We start from the raw sequence: 18,524 nt of genomic DNA, 5'->3' as shown, positions 1-18,524 counted from the left end.
GTGACGGCGCCGCGGGTAAGAGCGTGCCGGACACGTGCATCCGTGTCCGGCCTCAATTGCCGCGCCTGCCCACACCGTCACCTGCGAAACATTTGCGCTGGTGGGAGAGTTGGCGCGGTCACGGGCACAGGGACCCGCGCGGCTCAGCCGTGATGCTGGTTGTAGGGGTGCGTGACCTTGTCGTTCAGAGCGCTGCCCCAGGCCCGCACCCGGGCCGCGACGGGGTGGGCCGGGGGCGCGGTGTCCTTGCCCTCCGCCAGCGGTTCACGCCTGCCGGTGCCGCTGGGCAGCGCCCTGGCCGCCAGCGAGCTGACGCGCGTGGTCAGACCGGGAGCCACGCCGTGGACGAGGTCCGCGGCCCGCGCCATGGGTGTCAGCACGAGCCTGACCCGTCGCCGCAGCACGGCACGGGTGATCCGGGCGGCCGCGCGCTGGGCGTTCATGGAGACGAGCGGCGTCCCGGCGAGCGCGGAGAACCAGGCGTACTCGGCGGTGCGGTCGCCGCCGAACCGCGCGTGCAGGTGGGAACCCGTCCGCATGAGGCCGGGGTAGACGGCTGTCACGCTCACGCCGTCCGCCGCCGCCTCGGCATGCAGCCCCTCGGCGAGCACGCCCGCCGCCGCCTTGGCGCAGGCGTACGGCAGCAGGTGCGGCACTCCCAGTAGCCCGCCCACGGACGAGATGATGCCGAGCCGCCCGCCGTGGGGGCTTTTCCGCAGGTACGGAAGGGCTTCCAGGGCCGCGTGCAGGGTTCCCTTGAACATCGTGTCCATGGCGCCCTGGAACTCCTCGGCGCCGATCGACTCCACCGGGGCGACCTGGATGATGCCCGCGTTGGCGATGACGACGTCGAGTCCGCCGCGCCGCTCGTACGTGCCGCGCATCAGGGACCGCACCTCGTCCTGGTCCCTGACGTCGCAGACCACGATGTCGACTACGGCCCCCGGATGCCGCCCCAGCAGTCTGCTCCGGGCCTGCTCCAGTTCCTCGCGGTCCCGGGCCGCGAGGGTGACGGCACAGCCGCGTGCGGCGAGCTGGTCGGCGATCAGCAGGCCGAGGCCGCGCGAGCCGCCCGTGACGCACGCCGAGAGCCCGGTCGGCTCCTTCTCGGAGCGGAGGGTGGGCATGCCGTCAGCCGGCCGGGTAGGGGCTGTCGTTGAGCAGCTTGGCGAGGTGCACCGCGTTGACGGCGAGGGTGTGCGTGGTGTCGGCCACCTCTTCGGGGGTCTCGTCCAGGTCCTTGTAGTCGGTGCCGTGCTGCGCTTCCCCGACCCAGTAGGTGACGGCGTTGGGGGCCAGGGAGAAGCCGATGTCGTTCAGCCCCTGGAACACGTCGGCGCTGACCTTGTGGGCTCCGTCCTCGTTGCCGACGACGGCCACCGCGGCGACCTTGCCGAAGACGAGCGGCCGGCCCTGGTCGTCGGTTTCCGACGACTCGGCGTTGAGCCGTTCGAGGACGAGCTGGCAGACGCTGGAGGGGTGCCCCAGCCAGATGGGCGTGGCGATCAGAAGGATGTCGGCCTGGAGGACCTTCTCGCGCAGGCTCGGCCAGTCGTCGCCGTCCCCCAGGTCGATGCCCACACCGGGGAGCACGTTGTGGTCGGTCACGCGGACCGTCTCGGTCGTGACGTCGAGCTTTTCGAGCTCGCGCAGCACCTGGTCCGAGAGCAACTGGCTGCTGGAGGGCGTGGGGGACGAGTTGAGAGTGCAGACCAATGACAGGGCGCGCATCACGGTTCTTTCTACGAGGTGGTGGACCACGGGGTGGTGGACATTGCGGTGGTGGACATCGAGCGCGTGTTCTCTCCCAGGCTGCGCACACTGTCGTGCGTACCGCCACGGGACCGCCTCGGGGGCGGTGGTACCTCCGGGTACCCCGAGCCTCTCCGCGCCACACACCCGGCACAGCGCGACGCGGGGCCCGACGGTGGGGATGATGAAGCCGAAGGGATATACCAGCCCGGTCGACATCAGAACGGTACAAAGATGAACAGCTATGAGACACCTGTCGGCGAGCATGTAGCGAGCGGCTCGGTGGCCGGTGCGCCCTGCTGGGTCAGCCTGACCACACGCGATCTGCTCGGCGCGCAGGAGTTCTACCACGCCGTGCTGGGGTGGGACTGGCGCGTCGGCAAGCTGGGCGATCAGTACAGGTTCGCGAGCGTGGACGGCCTTCCGGTGGCGGGCGTCTCCGTCGTGGAGGCCATGGGGCAGGCGGCGGTGGCATGGACGCCGTTCTTCGCCGCGGCCGACGCCAACGAGACCGTCGCCCGCAGCCAGGAGCGGGGCGGGACGACCGCCGTGGGGCCCATCTCGTTCCCGCCGGGACGGGCGGCGCTCCTGGCCGACCGGGACGGCGCGGCCTTCGGCGTCTGGGAGGGCCAGCTCGTGAACAACTGGGAGCAGTGGCGCCGGGCGGCCCCGGTCTTCGTGGAGCTCTACACCCGCAACGCCTTCGACGCGGCCATCTTCTACGCGGAAGTCCTCGACTGGGCGTCGGACACGGGTTGCTGCGAGGTCCATTACGAGGACGAGAAGGTCGTACTGCGCAACCAGGGCGACGTGGTGGCCCGCATCCACTCGGGCGCCGTCGAGTCCGCACCCGATCCCGGGATCCGGCCGCACTGGCAGGTCCACTTCACGGTCGCCGACGTGGGGGCCTGCGCCGAGGCGGCGCTGGCGCACGGCGGGACGGTCCTTCAGGGCGGAGCGGGGTCGGCGGAGGCCATCCTCAGTGATCCTGCCGGGGCGCGCTTCGTCGTCGCCGAGGCCGCGCGGCCGGGGCAGTGACGAGTTCGCCCTTTCCTGCGTAGCGGCCGGGCGGAATGCCCACGATCCGTTTGAAGTGCCGGTTCAGGTGGGCCTGGTCGTAGAAGCCCACCTCCGTCGCCACCGCCGCGGGCGGTCTGCCGTCGAGGAGGAGCCGCCGGGCACGCTCGACCTTGCGCGCCATCAGGTACTGATGCGGGGCGATGCCGAACGCCGCGCTGAACGCGCGCACCAGGTGGGTGGGGTGCGCCTGCACTTCCCGCGCGGCCTCCCCCAGCGTCACGCCGTCCAGCACGCGCGCGTCGAGGAGCTCCCGCAGGCTGTGCGCCACCCCGCGCCCCGGCTCCGGTCCCGACGCTCGGGCGCGGGGCCGCAGATGTCCGCGGAGCCGTTCGCCGACCAGGGCGAGGCGGCTCTCGGCCTCCAGCTCGTCGCCGCGCCGCCCCAGAGCCCCGTGCAGCTGGCCGATGCGTCGGCGCAGCAGCGGGTCGGTGATGTCGGGGTCGTCCACCGCGGGGCCGATGAGGCTCTCGTCGAGCAGGGGCGCGTCCAGGTACACCACGCGCTTGCGGAAGCCGTGCGCCGTGGCGGGGGAACCGTTGTGCGGCACCTGCGGCGGCAGCAGGGACACGGTGTCCCCCGGGGTGCCGCGTTCGCGACGGTCCAGGTCGTAGCGGACCGCGCCGTCGTCGACGATCAGCAGCGTCCATACGTCGTGGACGTGCATCGGGTAGGCGTGCTCGGTGAAGTGGGCGTGGAAGACCTCCACGACGCCCGGGACCTGCGGGCGCCACGCGGAGACCTGCTGCGACGACGGCACGCTAAGAACGTACAAGACGTGCACGCGGTGCTGTCGGCAGCCTGGGACGCATGACGACCGATACCACGCAGAACCAGAACGCACCCGTCCGTTTCGACACCAAGATCGCCGTGATCCTGCGCGAGGACCTGGAGACCTGGCAGCGGCTGAACGTCACCGCGTTCCTGGTCAGCGGCCTCGGCACGCGGAACCCTGAGGTCGTCGGCGAGCCGTACGCGGACGCCGACGACACCCCGTACCTCCCGATGTTCCGCCAGCCGGTCATGGTCTTCGAAGGGACGAAGGAAGTGGTGACGGCGGCCCACCGCCGCGCCCTGAGCCGTGAGCTGCCCCGGTCGGTCTTCACCTCCGACCTCTTCGCCACCGGCAACGACCGGGACAACCGGGCGGCGGTGCGGGCCGTGCCGGCGGACCAGCTGGACCTGGTGGGCCTGGCCGTGTACGGCCCCCGCAACGCGGTCGACAAGGTGCTGAAGGGCGCCCGCATGCACGGCTGAGGACACGCGTTACGCCTGCTCCCGCGCTACGCCTGCTGCCGTGCCCGGCGGCGCAGGGTCACGCAGGTGGCGAGGACGCAGCCGGCGGCGAGCACGATCAGTCCGCGCAGCCACACCTCCCCCTCGACCTGGGTCGCGAGGACCACGCAGGACGCGGCACCGAGCGCGGGCACGACCGCGGGGGCCCGGAAGTGATCGCGGTCGGAACGCTCGTGGTCGCTGTGCTCACCGGCGGGGTGCTTGCGCCGCAGGACCAGTGCGGCCGTGTTCACGATGAAGAAGACGACCAGGAGCAGGAGCACCAGCGTGGAGGCGAGCGTGGCGACGCTGCCGGTCAGGGCGAGGAGCAGGGAGAGCACCGTCGTGGCGGCGATCGCGGCCCACGGGGTGCGGCGGCCCGGCAGTACGCGGGTCAGGGCGCGGGGCAGCAGACCGTCGCGTGCCATGCCGAAGGTGAGGCGGGAGGTCATGATGCCGGTGAGCAGCGCGCCGTTGGCGACCGCGACCAGGGCCACGACGCTGAACACGCGTGGCGGTACGCCGCCGGCCTCCTTGACGACTTCGAGCAGCGGTCCGCTGCTGTCCACCAGGGTCTGCGTCGGCACGGCCGCCGCGGCGACGCAGCCGACAAGGACGTACACCAGTCCGGCGGTGATCAGCGCGCCGAACAGGGCGCGGGGGTAGGCGCGGCGCGGGTTACGGGTCTCCTCGGCCACGTTGACGGACGTCTCGAAGCCGACGAAGGAGTAGTAGGCGAGGACGGCGCCGCTCAGCACGGCGGCGGTGGGGCCGCTCCCGGCCGTACCGACGTCCGCGAGACGGCCGACGTCCCCGTCGCCCCGCAGCAGGACCCACGCGCCGAGTCCGATGACGAGGACGAGTCCGCCGACCTCGATGACGGTGGCGACGGCGTTGGCCCGGGTGGACTCGCTGATGCCGCGCAGGTTGAGCAGTGCGAGCGCGGCCAGGAACACGACCGCGACGAGGGCGACGGGCAGGGAGACGAACTCGGCCAGATAGTCCCCCGCGAACCCGCGCGCCAGCGCCCCCACCGAGACCACACCGGCGGCGAGCATGCAGAAACCGGCGAGGAACCCGACGAAAGGACCGTAGGCGAGGGTGGCGTAGTGGGAGGCGCCACCGGCCCGCGGGAAGCGTGTGGCCAGCTCCGCGTAGGACGCGGCGGTCAACAGGGCGAGCCCCAGGGCCACGGCCAGCGGCAGCCACACCGCGGGGCCGGACTCCGCGGCGACCTGCCCCACCAGCACGTAGACCCCGGCGCCCAGGACGTCACCGAGGATGAAGAAGTACAGGAGCGTGGTGGTGAGCGTCCGCCGGAGCGGGGTGCCGGGCTCCGTCGAGGAATGTGGCGTGTCGTTCATGGCCCAACGTGTGCCCGCTGAACAGGCGAAACACCCACCGTGCCACCATTCGGCCGTGCTGGGGGGCGTTCGGGCGTACCGGCCCGCCGAAATCTGGTGGCATCCAGGCTGATGCTCAGGATTTTTCTGGGTAGACGGGCGTTGTGAAACAGGAGTGTTTGGTGGGCAAGGCGGACCGCGGCCGGACGGCGGGTATGGACGACCAGCGATCGTCGGTGGGCGAGTTCCTGTCGGTGTCCGCGGCCTTCGAGGAGAGCGCCGAGATCGGTGCCGCCCGCGATCTGGCCCGCAGGTTCCTGACGGATGTGCAGGCCGTGCACGGGCTGCCCGTCTCGGCGGGAGCGATGGGCACGGTGCAGCTGGTGGTCAGCGAGCTGGTCACCAACGCGCGCAAGTACGCGCCCGGTCCTTCGCTGCTGGCCCTGGACGTGCGGTCCGGCGCCGTCGAAGTGAGCGTGTGGGACAGCAGCACCGCCCTGCCCACGATCCTGCCGCCGGACCCGAGCCGCATCGGCCAGCACGGTCTGGAGATCGTCATGGCCCTCTGCCGGAGCTTCGCGGTGCACCGCGAGCCGGTGGGCAAGCGGATCACCACGGTGATCGAGCTGGCGGAGAACTCCCCGCTCTGAGGGCCGCTACTACCGTGGTTCTCCCCAGTCCAGACGCAGCACCGCGAGGTCGTCGGAGTGCCGTCCGGCGTTCAGCGCGTGCGTCTCCTCGATGAGGCGGTCGACGTGCTCGGCCGGGTCCGCCGTCGGCAGGCCCCCGATGAGCGTGAGCAGCCCGTCGACGCCGAGCCGTTCGCCCGTGGCTCCGTTGTGTCCCTCGGTGAGCCCGTCCGTGTAGAGGGTCAGGGCACCGGAGGCCGGGAGCGGGACGACCGTGGAGGGCCACCTGCGCAGTCCGGGTACGACGCCGAGGGCGATGCCGTGCGCGGCCGCCAGTTCCTGGGTTCCCGCCCCGGTGGTGAGCAGGGGTTCGTGGTGTCCCGCCAGGTGGAGGGTGGCGGTGGCGGCGCTCTGGTCGAGGGTGAGGAGCGTGCACGTGGCGAACAGGTGCTGGCTGCCGCGCTCGGCGATCAGGATGCGTTCCATGAGGTGCAGCAGGTCGTTGCCGCGGTGTCCGCCGAGCACCAGGGAGCGCCAGGCGATGCGCAGGAAGACGCCCAGCGCGGCGGCGTCCGGCCCGTGTCCGCTGACGTCGCCCACGACGGCGTGCAGCAGCCCGTCGTCTCCCTCCACGACGTCGAGGAAGTCCCCGCCGAGCAGCGCCCACGCGGCGCCGGGCAGATAGCGCGTGGTGACGCGGACCGTGGAGGTGTCGAGGATGGGCTGGGGCAGCAGACCGCGTTCCAGGCGTGCGTTCTCCTCCGCCCGCAGCCGTGCGGCCTGCGCTTCGGCGTTCGTACGTTCGGTCTTGCTGCGGTAGACCGCGTAGCGCACCGTCCGGTGCAGCAGGTCCCCGTCGACCTTCCCCTTGACCAGGTAGTCCTGGGCTCCGGCGGCCATCGCGTTCGCGCCGGCCTGGGCCTCGGAGAGCCCGGTCAGGACGATCACCGCGGTGTGCGGTGCCAGGCGCCGGACCGCGGTGACGGCGTCGATGCCCGAGACGTCGGGCAGGTGCAGGTCGAGCAGGACACAGTCGATGGGGCCGCCGGCCAGCTCGGTGCGCGCTTCGGCCAGTGTCGTACGGATGGTCAGCTCGAACCGCAGTCCCGTGTCGTGGAGGAGCTCCTCGACGAGCAGGGCGTCGCCCTGGTCGTCCTCGATCAGCAGGATGCGGTACATCTGCTCGTCAGGGACGGCTGACACGATTGAGGTCATGGTGCGTGCTCCGCGCCGGAGCGGGTGGCTTCCGGCAGGGTGGATGGGCCGATGGCTTCCGGGGGCTCGGGTGCCAGGGTGAAGGTGATGCGGGCGCCTTCGCGGTACTCCGGGTCCACGCCGATGGTGCCGCCGTGGAACTCGACGATCTTCTTGCACATCGCGAGGCCGATGCCACTGCCGCTGTAGGCGTCCTTGGTGTGCAGCCGCTGGAAGATGACGAAGACCTTGTCGGCGTACTCCGGTTCGATGCCGATGCCGTTGTCGGTGATGGTGAACCGCCACAGTTCGCCCTCCCGCTCCGCCGTCACGCGGATCTCGGGCGGTGTTCCCGGGCGGCGGAACTTGACGGCGTTGCCGAGGAGGTTCTGCCAGAGCATGCCCATCTGGGTGGGGTCGGCGACCAGCGTCGGCAGCGGATCGAGGGCGATCGTGGCGTCGGCCTCCTCGATGGCGACGCTCAGCGTGGACAGGGTGCGGGCCAGCACCGTGTCGAGATCGACGTTCTTATGGGCGTTGTGCAGCCGGCCCACCCGGGAGAAGTCGAGCAGATCGTTGATGAGGACCTGCATGCGGTTGGCTCCGTCGACCGCGAAGTCGATGTACTGGTCCGCTCTGGCGTCGAGCTGTCCCGCGTACCGCCGCTGGAGGAGCTGGGTGAAGCTGGAGACCTTGCGCAGCGGCTCCTGGAGGTCGTGGGAGGCCACATAGGCGAACTGCTCCAGTTCGGCGTTGGAGCGCTGCAGCTCCGCGGCCTGCGCGTCGAGGCGCAGGCGGGCCTCCTCACTGAAGGCGAGCTCCCGTACGAGCCGTCGGCGCATGAAGTCGATCTCACCGCTGAGGCGGCGCAGGTCGGCGGGGCCCGTCGGGGTGATGTCGTGGTCGAACTCGCCCCCTGCGATGGTCCGGGCCTCCGTGCCGAGCTGCTCCAGCGGCCGGTTGATGCCGCGGCGCAACCCTTCGAAAATGAGAGCGGTGAGGAGGACGATGAGCGCCCCGATGGAGGCGAACACCCAGTTGCGCATGGCGGTGGTGGCCATCAGGTCGTCCCTCGCCCGGGCCCGCTCGGCACGCAGCCGCTCCTGCTGGCCGTTCAGTGCGTTCCGCACCCGGTCGAAGGCCTTCTTGCCTTCCCTCGCCCGTTCGCCCGCCAGGGGGGAGGGTGTGCCGGGCGGCGCCGCGGCGACCGGCCGGGCGAAGCTCTCCTGCCAGCGGGCCACGGCCTCCTGTACGGCCGACAGGTCCTTCCTGCCCTCGGAATCGCCCTTCAGCAGCTCGGCGAGACGGGCCTCGTTCGCCTTCTGTTCGCTGAGGCCGCGCCGGTAGGGGGAGATGAAATCCGGCGTACCGGTCAGCCCGTACCCTCGGATTCCGGTTTCCTGGTTGAGGATGGCCGTTTCCAGGCGGATCGCGGTGGTCAGCGCGGGCGAACGGACATCGACCAGGTCTTTGCTGATGGTGGCGGTGCGCGAAAGGACCCACGCTCCCGTGGCCCCGAGCAGCGCCAGGATCGCCAGGGACAAGGCCACCCCGACACGGAGCCATCTCCGTGTCGTCCACGTGGAGAGCGCTCCCACGCGCGGCCGCCCTTCTTCGCCGGTCATCCTGTGGACTCCTAGTTGCGACAGCCGCGTTGAGGATGCGGCCCGCATACTCTAGAGGCTGACAACACTTGTTGTCGCCAGCAGTCGTGGGGACCTAGAGTGCCTGACATGCCAGGCATGAACTTCGAGTTGCGAGCCACTCCGCAGGAGACGGCCGACATCGCCGACACAGCGGTCGGCGCCGTCGCGCAACGCCTGGCCTGGCAACTCCTTGACGGACCCGAGCACCCGGCATCGGACGACCCGGCGCAGGCGCTGCTCCTGCTCCATGTGCTGGACCAGCTCCAGCAGGCGACCGAGCGGCTCCAGCGGGAGGCCGCCGGGGCCGCGGCCGAGGCGGGCGCCGGCTATCCGCAGATCGGCGCCGCGTGCGGCATGACCCGCCAGGGCGCGCGGCGTCGCTGGCCGGGGCTCTTTCACCACTCCCCCGAGAAACGCACGGAGCGTTCCATGATGACGACCCCCGCCCGCCCCTTCGACGTCCTGCTCGTCGAAGACGACATCGCCGACGCGATGCTCATCGAGGAGGCACTCTCCGAGCGCGGGGCCCGCAACCTGGTTCAGGTCACCGACGGCGTCGCCGCCCTGGAGCACCTGCGCACCCCGGGCACCCCGCGGCCCGACCTCATCGTCCTCGACCTGAACATGCCGCGCATGAACGGCCGGGACCTCCTGAAGGTCCTCAAGGCGGACGAGGACCTGCAGACCATTCCCGTGGTCGTCCTCACCACGTCCACCGCCCCGGAGGACGTGACCGGCGCGTACAGCAGCCACGCCAACGCGTATGTGACGAAGCCCGTCAACCTGGAAGAGTTCGAGACGGCCGTGCAGAGCATCGACGCCTTCTACCTCGACACCGCCACGCGGCCCCGTCCCTGAACCGGCTACCGGCCCGCTGAACCGACTACCGGCCCTCCGCGGCCGGTGGTCCGCCCGTCAGGTACCGGGTGAGCATCGTGACGAGCTCGTCCTCGAACCGCGCCCGGTCGACGTCGCCCGGCCCCGCCATCACCTTGTGCACCACCATCTCCACCGTGGAGACGACGAGCCGGGCGGCGACGTCGACGTCCACGACCCGCACCTCGGGGTGGTTGCGGAGCAGCCGGTGGGCGTAGGCGATGCTCCGCGTCTCGTTCTGCGCCACGCGCTCCAGCAACTCCGGGGCGCGCGGTCCCTGTTCCATCATGACGCGGAGCAGCTGCGGGTCGTCGCGGTGGCTGTCGATCACGTTCCCGACGTAGGAGCGCAGGATGCTCTCGACGGGCCGCGTCCGCAGCGCGTCCTGGTCCGGCTGGGCCGCCTCGATGGCGGCCATCCCCGCGTCGAGGTGCCGGATCAGCAGCTCGACCAGGATCGCGTCCTTGTTCGGGTAGTACTGGTACAGCGATCCGATCGAGACGCGGGCCCGCTCCGCGATGCGGTTGGTGGTCCCCGCGGCGTACCCGTACTCGGCGAAAACGTGAGCAGCGGCGTCGAGTATGCGCTGCCGGGTCAGCTCCGCCCGGACCTGACGGGGCTGTTTACGTGGCTGAAGTCCACGTCGGTCGGACGACATCACACCTCCTGCGAGGGCCCGTGAATGCGAGTAGCGTGGGACCTGAGTAATTGCTCACAATACTGTCATGAGCTGCGGCGATGCGGGGGCCGCCCCTGCGGCCGCACACCGTCGTCCGTCTGAGGAAGGCACCATGACGCATGCCCCCGCACGCCCCCGTCGGATCTCTCCGGACGAGGTCATTGCCCGCCTCGGGCAACCCGATCCCGTGATCAAGGAGAAGGTGGCGGATCGTATCGATGACTATGTACGTCACTTCATAGCCCACTCACCGTTCCTGACCATGGCCACGGCGGACGCGGCCGGACGTGCGGACTGCTCGCCGCGCGGCGACTATCCGGGCTTCGTGAAGGTCCTCGACGAGCACACCGTCGCCCTCCCCGACCGCCCCGGCAACAAGATCGCCGACTCCTTCCGCAACCTCGCGGAGAACGACGGCGTCGGGCTGTGCTTCTTCGTCCCCGGCGTGCGTGAGGTGCTGCGCCTCAACGGCAGCGGTTACGTCACCGACGAACCCGATGTGCTGGCACGGATGCGCATCGAGGCCAAGCGGCCCGAGCTGGCGATCGTCGTCGAGGTGGCCGAGGTGTACTTCCACTGCGGGCGGGCGCTGCTGCGCTCCCGGCTGTGGGACCCGGCGAGCCAGGCGCTCGCCGAGGGCATGCCGACGATCGGGGAGATGGCGGCCGCGCAGTTCGGTCTCGACGTGGACCCGAAGCTCCTGGAGGCGTCCCTGGAGGACGCCTACCGCAAGCTCTACTGACCGCGCCGCCCACCACCTCCCGTAGACCGAGGAACCACCCATGCAACAGACCGTCGTCGAGCACATGGACCGGCTCACCGAAGACGTCATCACCCTCACCCTGCGCGCCACCGCGGGCGACCTCGCCCCCTGGGACCCCGGCGCCCACATCGACCTGTCGCTGCCCAACTGGCTGGACCGGCAGTACTCGTTGTGCGGTGACCCCGCGATGCGCGACGCCTACCGCGTCGCCGTCCGGTACGACCCGCTCAGTCGCGGGGGCTCGGAGTACGTCCACCGCTTCCTGCGCCCGGGCCGCACCCTCGGGGTGTCCCTCCCCCGCAACCACTTCCCGCTCGTCCCGGCGCCGCGCTATCTCTTCCTCGCCGGCGGCATAGGCATCACGCCGCTGCTTCCCATGCTCCGTGCGGCGGTCGCCGCCGGGGTTCCCGCGACGCTGGTGTACGTGGGTCCCGCGCTGGACAGCATGCCGTTCGCCGACGAACTGCTCCGCTCCTACGAGGACCGGGTGCGCATCGTGGAGACCGGCCGACAGGGCAGGCCGGACCTGCACGCCCTCGCGGCAACGCTGCCCACCGACACGCTGGTCTACTGCTGCGGGCCCGCGACGATGCTGACGGCGGCCGAAGCGGCGTTCCCCGCGGAGCGGCTGCACGCCGAACGCTTCCAGCCGGTGGCCCGCACCTTCGGCCCCGACACGGCGTTCGAGGCGGTCTGCGCCCGGTCCGGGGAGACCGTCGCCGTACCGGCCGACGAATCGCTGCTCGACGCCCTCGCCCACGCGGGACACCCCCTGCCCGCAGGCTGCCGCGAAGGCGTCTGCGGCAGCTGCGAGATCACCGTCCTGAACGGCACCCCCGAGCACCGCGACGACATCGGCGCCCCCGAGAACCGCATGTTCCCCTGCGTGTCCCGCGCCGCCTCCCCCCGCCTCGTCCTCGACCTCTGAGGACGGGTCACGCGGACCCGGTCGAGTCCTCGTACCTCCGCCGTCCTGGCCGGATCGGCTCCCACCATCGGATGTCTCCCCGCGCTTTGCGCGTCTTGATCGCCGTCATGCGGCATCCTCGTCACGGGCAACGCCGCCCTGACGACGACCGGAGGGTTCCGCCACCGATGCGAGATGTGCAGGGGCTGGATACGGGCGGGGCGCTGCCGGCGGAGCCGTCCGGGTTCGTGGGCCGGGTGCTTGAAGTGGAGGCCGTGTGTGGGCAGTTGACGGCTCGGCGCATGGTCACCCTGTGTGGGGCGGGCGGGGTCGGCAAGACGCGGATCGCGTGGAGGGTCGCTGCGCGGTTCGGTTCGGCGTACGAGAGGCGGTGGGTCGATCTGGCGTCGGTGTACGACGGGGCGCTCGTCGGGCAGGCGGTCATCACCGGGCTCGGGCTCCAGGACCAGACCGGGCGGTCCTCGGTGGAGGTTCTGACCGAGCATCTCGCGGAGCGGGACGTGCTCCTCGTACTCGACACGTGTGAGCATGTGACAGACGAGTGCGCCTCCTTGGCCGGTGCGTTGCTGGACGCGCTGCCGGGGCTGCGGATCCTGGCCACCAGCCGCGCTCCGCTGGGCGTGCGCCACGAGTGCGTCGTGCCGGTCGGGCCCATGTCGACCGGCCCCGATGGTGATGCGATCGCCCTGCTGACGGCACGTGTGGAGCAGGCGGGGCAGGCAGCCGGTGAGCCGTCTCCCGACCGGGTGCCCGCGCACGATGAACCCGACGAACTCGTGTCGCTGTGCGATGTGCTGGAGGGCATGCCCCTCGCCATCGAGCTGGCCGCCCCGCTGCTGCGGTCCGCCTCGGCGCGGCAGCTGAACCGTCAACTCGCCGAGCGCCTGGACCTCCTGTCGCCGGACACGCCGTCCGACACCGATCTGACAGCCGTACGTCCACGGCACGCGGGACTGCGCACCAGCATCGGCTGGAGCCACGAATGGTGCACCCCTCACGAACGGCTGCTGTGGGCCCGCCTCTCGGTGTTCCCGGGGAGCTTCACGATGACGGCGATGGAGTTCGTCTGCACCATCAAGCCACTCTTCGGGTACGACCTGACCGATGCTCTCGCCTCCTTGGTGCGCAAGTCCGTCGTGGTGCGCGAGGGGCCGCCGGGGGCCCGGCGGTACCGGATGCTGGACACGGTGCGTGAGTACGGTGCCGAGTGGCTCGAACGCTGCGGTGAGCGGGACGAACTGTGCTTGCGGCACCGGGACTTCTACCGGCATCTGGCACTGACCGGCGCAGAAGGCTGGCTCGGGCCGCGGCAGCCCGAGGTGTATCGGCAGGCGGCCGCCGAGCACGCCAATCTGCGCGCGGCCCTGCAGCACTGTCTGCGCACCGACCCTCCGGCCGCGCTGCACATGGCGGCCGACCTCTTCTACTTCTGGTTCGCGTGCGGCAACCTCCGCGAGGGCCGCCACTTCCTCGAAGCCGCCCTCGCGTCGGACCCGCCGCACGAGCCCGGACGGGCCCGGGCCCTGTGGGTGTGCGCCGTCGTCGCGTCCTGCCAGGGTGAGCACCGCATCGCGCTGAAGCGGGCCACCGAAGCTCTGGAGCTCGCGACGCGAACCGACGACGGACCCGCCCGGGCCTGGGCCACGTACGCGCAGGGCCTGGCGCTCACCCTCCAGGGGGACACCGGCCCTGCCCTGGAGCGGTTCGAAGTCGCCCTCCCGCTCGCCGAGGCCGCGGGCGAGGAGATCGCCGGGCTGCTCTGCACGGCCTCCCACAGCTACCTCCTCATGGCCCTCGGCGAACTCGACCGGGCCCAGGACCTCGCCGAACGGGTCATCGCACGCGCCGCGCCCACGGAGGACATCTGGGTCCGATCGTTCGGCCACTACGTGATCGGCACCCTCGACACGGTCCGCGGACATCCCGCCCGTGCGATCCCCTCCCTGCGCACGGCACTGGAGGCGAAGTGGCTCCTCAACGACGCGTACGGCATCGCCATAACCCTCGACACCCTCGCACTGGCGGCCGTCGACGACGGGCAGGCGGAGTGGGCGGCTTGGCTGCTGGGGCTCGGGGACCAGGTGTGGCGGAAGGTCGGCGTGCCCCAGCTGGGCGCCCCCGACATGGTCGAACGGCGCAGGACCTGCGAACAGCGGACCCGCGCCGCGTTGCCCCCGCCGACGTACGAACGCCACCACAGGGCCGGGCTGACGCTGGACACCTCGACGGACGACGTCCCTGCGCACCTGCGGGAGCCCTACCTCCTCGCGTGACCCCCGAACCGGGCGATCGTTGGCAAACCATGAACAATACGACGCGTGTACTGGCCACTTTCGCCCTCACCGGCGCCGCCGCTCTGTCCTTCTCCGGCGTGGCGCAGGCCCAGGCACCGGACCAGCAGAACCCGCTGCCGGTGGGCGACGTGACGAAGGACGTGCTCCGCGTCTTCAATCACAGCGTCGCCCCCGCCCTCGACAAGCAGGCACACGACCTGCTCCACCGAGACCGCAAGTAGCCGCCTGCGCCAGCCGCACGGAGTCCTACGCGACCTGTTCCCCTTCGACGAACGTCATCCTGACCTCGGTGGCGTGGACCTGCGTGATCGGTACCTCGAAGGGGTTCCGGTCGACGACGACGACGTCGGCGAGCATGCCGGGTTCGATGCGTCCGACGCGGTGCGCCATGCCTTCCTGGCGGGCGGCGTTGACCGTGAACAGGTCGAAGGCCTCCTCCAGGGTGATGGCCTGGGACGCGCCGAAGCGGTCGGTGCTGCCTCCCGGTTCCTGCCGGGTCACCAGCGTCTCCATGGCCGACCACGGACTCACCGACGGCACGACGCACCAGTCCGAGCCCGCCACGACCAGTGCGCGGGCCTCGAGCATCTCCCGGACGGGCCAGGCGCGTTCGACCGCCTCCGGGCCGACGGCGGCCGCGATGTCGGAGCAGATCGGGGACGGCCGCCACAGGTAGGGCGAGACTTCGAAGGTCGCGCCGATCCGCGTCGCGCGCTCGATGTCCGCCTTCGACACGAACGTGCAGTGACCCACGTTGTGCATGCACGGGCTGTGGCCGTTGGCCGTACGGGCGGCCTCGATGGCGTCGAGCGCCGCCCTGACCGCCGCGTCGCCCGCCGCGTGGAACTTGACCGTGATGCCCATCCGGTCGAACCGGGTCACCGCCTGGTCGAGGACGGCGGGCGCGACCACGAGCATTCCGTGCCGCCCCGCCTCGTCACCCCGTCCCTCCACGGTGTCCTTGTACGGTTCGAGCATGGCGGCCGTGTGGCTGTCGGTCGGCACGCCGTCGAGGAAGATCTTCACGCAGTCGGGCGTGATGTGGGCGCTCGCGTAGAGGTTGCGGTGCGCGATCACCTCTTCGCACACCGGGGCGTACGGCGACCACACGAGGCTGAGGCGTACGCGCTGACGGACGGCGCCCCGCGCGGCGAGCCGGGTGTAGGCGCGCAGTTCGGCCCGCGGCCCCGCGGTGAAGCCGACCGCGGCTTCGGTGAACGACGTGATCCCGTAGGAGAGCATCTCCCCGAGCGCCCACTCCAGAGCCGCCTCCACCTCGTCGTCGTCCGGTTTCGGAGCCGACGCCGCGAGCAGATCGGCGGCCGTCTCACGCTGGATGCCGGTCGGACGGCCGGTCGCGTCCCGCTCGAAGATGCCGCCCGGCGGGTCCGGCGTGCCGGGGCCGATGCCGGCGATGCGGAGCGCCGCGCTGTTCGCCCACGAGCTGTGTCCGCTGGTGTCCTCCAGGAGGACCGGGTGGCCGGGGGCGACGGCGTCGAGCATCGTACGTTCCGGGGTGCCGCCGAGGGCGTACGCGTCCCACTGCCCGCCCAGGATCCACGCGCCGGGCGCGGCGCGGGAGGCGTGCTCGGTGACGATGCGGAGGGTGGCGGTGAGGTCGGAGCCCTGCGGGATCTTGCAGCGGCGTTCGCGGACCCCGGCGTAGATCGGGTGCACGTGCAGATCGTGCAGGCCGGGCAGCACGGTGCCGCCGGCCACGTCCCGCACCCGCGTGTCCGGCCCGCGCCTGCGCAGCACGTCCTCGCGGGTGCCGACCGTCTCGATGACACCGGCGCGCACGGCGAGCCCGTCGGCCCGGCCGGTCGGCGTCCTGACGTGCCCGCCGACGACGATCAGATCCGCGTACTGCTCGGTCATGGCGACCCGCTTCCGGCTCAGCGGCGGTTGATGAATCCGGCGTCGACGGGCAGCGTGACGCCGGTGATGTAGCGGGCTTCGTCCGAGGCGAGCCACAGGACGGCGTTGGCCACATCGTCCGGCTCGATGGTGTCCACCGGCAGGGCGTTCGGGGATCCCCCGGACAGGACCGGGTCCTGGGCGACGAACTCGACCATGGCCGGGTCGGCGACCATGCGGGTGGCCACGCCGGTGGGGTGCACGGAGTTCACCCTGATGCTGTGCGGGGCGAGGTTGTTGGCGTACGTCCGCATCAGCCCGACCACACCGTGCTTGGACGCGGCGTACCCGAGGCCTCCGTTGCTGGCCCCGCCGATGCCGACGAGTCCCGCGGTGGAGCTGACGATGACGATCGAGCCGCCCTGGTCGGCGTCGATCATCGAAGGGACCGCCACCTCGATGGTGTGGAAGGTGCCGGTGAGGTTGATGTCGATGGCGTCGTGCCACGCCTGGACTCTGTCGTCCACCAAAAGCGGCGCGATTCCGGCGTTGGCGACGACGACGTCGATCTGCCCGAACTCGGCGAGCCCTGCGTCGTACGCCTCCTGGAGGGCGGCCCGGTCGCGCACGTCGGCCTGCCTGGCGACGACGCGGCGCCCCGACGCCTCCACCTCCTCGACCGCTTCGGACAGCTCCTCCGGCGTCGACTGCGGGTAGGGCACGGTGTCGACCGACCGGCAGATGTCCACGATGACCAGGTCGGCGCCCTCCTCCGCCAGCCGTTGGACATAGCTGCGACCGAGGCCGCCGGCCGCGCCGGTGACGAAGGCGACCTTGCCTTCGAGACGCCCCATTCCGTGGGTCATGTTCGTGGTGTACCGCGCGGGCGTCGGCCTGGCCAGGGGGTCATGAGGGGAATCGGACTCAGGGCTGCTCGTCGCGCGCCGGGCAGTCGTCGGAGGGGCTGGGGCCGGAGGGGGAGGGTGCCGGAGGTGTGCTGGTCCGGGAGGGCGAGGGGAGCGGGGTTTCCGAGGGGGGCAGGGTGTCGGAGGGTGAGGGGTCGTTCGACGGGGGCGGGGTGTCGGAGGGGGACGGGGTGGGGCAGCCGGGTGGGGTGGGGCCGGGGTGGGAGGGGCCTGGGTGGGAAGGGCCCGGCTCCGAGGGGCGTGGGGTCGTGCCGGGGGTGGAGGGGCGCGGGCCGGGATGGGTCGGTCGTGGGGAGGCTGAGTCGCCGGGTCGCGGGCGGGGCGGGTGCGACGGCTGGGGGCCGACGACCACGCCGCCGCCGACCGGCCGGTCCGCCGGGGTCCTGCCGCCCGGCCCGGGGCTGGTCGGCAGGGGGCCGCGGCCGTCGGGGACCGCGTGCACGCCGCGCCGGTAGAAGTCCAGCCAGGCCAGGACCGTGCGCAGGTAGGCCGTGGAGTGGTTGTAGCTGAGGACCGCCCGGTCCAGGCCTGCCCGCGTGGCGAGGTCGCGGTCGCCCGCGCACAGGTAGCGGCCCGCGGCGAGTGCCGCGTCGTGGATGTTGTTCGGGTCGGCGCGGCCGTCGTCGTTGCCGTCCGCGCCCCAACTCGCCCACGTGGAGGGGATGAACTGCATCGGTCCCACCGCCCGGTCGTAGGTCGCGTCGCCGTCGTACGCCCCGTCGTCCGTGTCGGAGATCCGGGCGAAGCCGCCGCCGTTGAGGACGGGGCCGAGGATGGGCGTACGGGTCGTGCCGTCGGCGTCGACGCGGCCGCCACGCGCATGGCCGGACTCCACCTTGCCGATGGCGGCGAGGAGTTGCCAGGGCAGTCGGCAGCCGGGGTCGGTGGTGGCGAGGGCGGTCTCGGCGCGCCGGTAGGCGGTGAGGACGGTGGACGGGATGCCGGACTGGGTCCCTACGGCGGCGCTCCGGCTGCCGCCGCCACCTTCGGGTGCCCCGTTCCGGACGCGCAGGGGCGGGAGTTCGGTGTGGTAGACGTCGGCCGAGGGCCCGGCGGGCGGGAACCAGCCGTCGGCCTCCGGTTCGTTGTCGGGGGCGGAGCCGTGGCGGGCCGGGGCCAGGGGGCTGCCGGGCGCGGCCGACGCGGTGAGCCCGGCCATCGCGAGGGCCGCGACGACCGTGCCCGACATGCCGCGGCGGATACGGAGGCCGCCCTTCTTGCGGTGCCTGTTGTTCCGGTGCCTGGTGCTCGTTGCCATCACTCACCTCTTGGGGTTGCGGCGCTG

The 18,524-nt window shown here is 71.6% G+C and carries 18 protein-coding genes; 8 read left to right on the top strand and 10 right to left on the bottom strand.

Annotated features, from left to right (window positions below):
• Positions 1-143: 143 nt before the first annotated feature.
• On the bottom strand, positions 144-1,127 hold the full coding sequence (locus NOO62_RS37600) for an SDR family NAD(P)-dependent oxidoreductase (RefSeq protein WP_268775267.1): 984 nt from the start codon (positions 1,125-1,127) through the stop codon (positions 144-146).
• Between the two features lie 4 nt (positions 1,128-1,131).
• Positions 1,132-1,731 carry a flavodoxin family protein gene (locus NOO62_RS37595; protein WP_268775266.1) on the bottom strand — a complete coding sequence of 200 codons (600 nt, stop codon included), beginning with the start codon at positions 1,729-1,731 and terminating at the stop codon, positions 1,132-1,134.
• A 255-nt stretch (positions 1,732-1,986) separates the two neighbouring features.
• Between NOO62_RS37595 and NOO62_RS37590 the strand changes: the two genes are divergently transcribed.
• Complete coding sequence (locus tag NOO62_RS37590; RefSeq protein ID WP_268775265.1) at positions 1,987-2,790, top strand: VOC family protein; 804 nt, start codon at positions 1,987-1,989, stop codon at positions 2,788-2,790.
• Here NOO62_RS37590 and NOO62_RS37585 read toward each other — a convergent pair.
• A complete protein-coding gene (locus tag NOO62_RS37585; protein WP_268775264.1) occupies positions 2,732-3,589 on the bottom strand; it encodes a helix-turn-helix domain-containing protein in 858 nt (285 codons plus the stop codon). The genes NOO62_RS37590 and NOO62_RS37585 overlap by 59 nt on opposite strands.
• A 50-nt stretch (positions 3,590-3,639) precedes the next feature.
• Here NOO62_RS37585 and NOO62_RS37580 point away from each other — a divergent pair, with 50 nt between their 5' ends.
• Positions 3,640-4,086 carry a DUF2000 domain-containing protein gene (locus NOO62_RS37580; protein WP_268775263.1) on the top strand — a complete coding sequence of 149 codons (447 nt, stop codon included), beginning with the start codon at positions 3,640-3,642 and terminating at the stop codon, positions 4,084-4,086.
• Between the two features lie 26 nt (positions 4,087-4,112).
• Here the strand turns inward: NOO62_RS37580 and NOO62_RS37575 are convergent, their stop codons facing one another.
• Positions 4,113-5,468, bottom strand: a complete 1,356-nt coding sequence (locus tag NOO62_RS37575; protein ID WP_268775262.1) for an APC family permease — start codon at positions 5,466-5,468, stop codon at positions 4,113-4,115.
• A 194-nt stretch (positions 5,469-5,662) separates the two neighbouring features.
• Between NOO62_RS37575 and NOO62_RS37570 the strand changes: the two genes are divergently transcribed.
• Positions 5,663-6,097 (top strand): ATP-binding protein, encoded by a 435-nt coding sequence (locus NOO62_RS37570; protein ID WP_268775960.1) that lies wholly within the window; start codon positions 5,663-5,665, stop codon positions 6,095-6,097.
• Positions 6,098-6,106: 9 nt separating this feature from the next.
• On the opposite strand, the gene NOO62_RS37565 is transcribed toward NOO62_RS37570, so the two are convergent.
• Both NOO62_RS37565 and NOO62_RS37560 read right to left on the bottom strand, forming a co-directional pair.
• Positions 6,107-7,291 carry a PP2C family protein-serine/threonine phosphatase gene (locus NOO62_RS37565; protein WP_268775261.1) on the bottom strand — a complete coding sequence of 395 codons (1,185 nt, stop codon included), beginning with the start codon at positions 7,289-7,291 and terminating at the stop codon, positions 6,107-6,109.
• Positions 7,288-8,895, bottom strand: coding sequence for an ATP-binding protein (locus tag NOO62_RS37560; RefSeq protein WP_268775260.1), 1,608 nt, complete (start codon positions 8,893-8,895; stop codon positions 7,288-7,290). The genes NOO62_RS37565 and NOO62_RS37560 overlap by 4 nt, the downstream gene beginning before the upstream one ends.
• Positions 8,896-9,003: 108 nt before the next feature.
• On the opposite strand from NOO62_RS37560, the gene NOO62_RS37555 reads away from it, so the two are divergent.
• Entirely contained in the window at positions 9,004-9,774 is a 771-nt protein-coding gene (locus tag NOO62_RS37555) for a response regulator (protein WP_268775259.1), read from the top strand.
• 25 nt (positions 9,775-9,799) lie between these two features.
• Here NOO62_RS37555 and NOO62_RS37550 read toward each other — a convergent pair whose 3' ends face one another.
• A complete protein-coding gene (locus tag NOO62_RS37550; RefSeq protein WP_268775258.1) occupies positions 9,800-10,450 on the bottom strand; it encodes a TetR/AcrR family transcriptional regulator in 651 nt (216 codons plus the stop codon).
• Positions 10,451-10,583: 133 nt separating this feature from the next.
• Here NOO62_RS37550 and NOO62_RS37545 point away from each other — a divergent pair, with 133 nt between their 5' ends.
• The 4 genes from NOO62_RS37545 (at position 10,584) to NOO62_RS37530 (ending at position 14,677) form a co-directional block, all read left to right on the top strand.
• On the top strand, positions 10,584-11,213 hold the full coding sequence (locus NOO62_RS37545; protein WP_268775257.1) for an MSMEG_1061 family FMN-dependent PPOX-type flavoprotein: 630 nt from the start codon (positions 10,584-10,586) through the stop codon (positions 11,211-11,213).
• Positions 11,214-11,253: 40 nt separating this feature from the next.
• Positions 11,254-12,162, top strand: coding sequence for a PDR/VanB family oxidoreductase (locus NOO62_RS37540; protein WP_268775256.1), 909 nt, complete (start codon positions 11,254-11,256; stop codon positions 12,160-12,162).
• Between the two features lie 281 nt (positions 12,163-12,443).
• Entirely contained in the window at positions 12,444-14,435 is a 1,992-nt protein-coding gene (locus NOO62_RS37535) for an ATP-binding protein (RefSeq protein WP_268775255.1), read from the top strand.
• A gap of 29 nt (positions 14,436-14,464) precedes the next feature.
• On the top strand, positions 14,465-14,677 hold the full coding sequence (locus tag NOO62_RS37530; protein ID WP_268775254.1) for a hypothetical protein: 213 nt from the start codon (positions 14,465-14,467) through the stop codon (positions 14,675-14,677).
• Positions 14,678-14,702: 25 nt separating this feature from the next.
• On the opposite strand, the gene NOO62_RS37525 is transcribed toward NOO62_RS37530, so the two are convergent.
• From NOO62_RS37525 to NOO62_RS37515, 3 genes are read right to left on the bottom strand one after another with little or no spacing between them, the layout of a single operon-like run.
• The gene (locus NOO62_RS37525; protein ID WP_268775253.1) at positions 14,703-16,334 is read right to left on the bottom strand and encodes an amidohydrolase; all 1,632 of its coding nucleotides are present in this window, start codon (positions 16,332-16,334) and stop codon (positions 14,703-14,705) included.
• Between the two features lie 17 nt (positions 16,335-16,351).
• Entirely contained in the window at positions 16,352-17,179 is an 828-nt protein-coding gene (locus tag NOO62_RS37520; RefSeq protein ID WP_268775252.1) for a mycofactocin-coupled SDR family oxidoreductase, read from the bottom strand.
• Between the two features lie 58 nt (positions 17,180-17,237).
• Entirely contained in the window at positions 17,238-18,497 is a 1,260-nt protein-coding gene (locus NOO62_RS37515; protein WP_268775251.1) for a lytic transglycosylase domain-containing protein, read from the bottom strand.
• Positions 18,498-18,524 lie beyond the last annotated feature (27 nt).

The sequence above is a fragment of the Streptomyces sp. Je 1-369 genome, from assembly GCF_026810505.1.
In the GTDB taxonomy this organism is placed as follows: domain Bacteria; phylum Actinomycetota; class Actinomycetes; order Streptomycetales; family Streptomycetaceae; genus Streptomyces.
The sequence above is the reverse complement of the archived record's forward strand: the minus strand, read 5'-3'. Positions and strand labels throughout refer to the sequence as shown.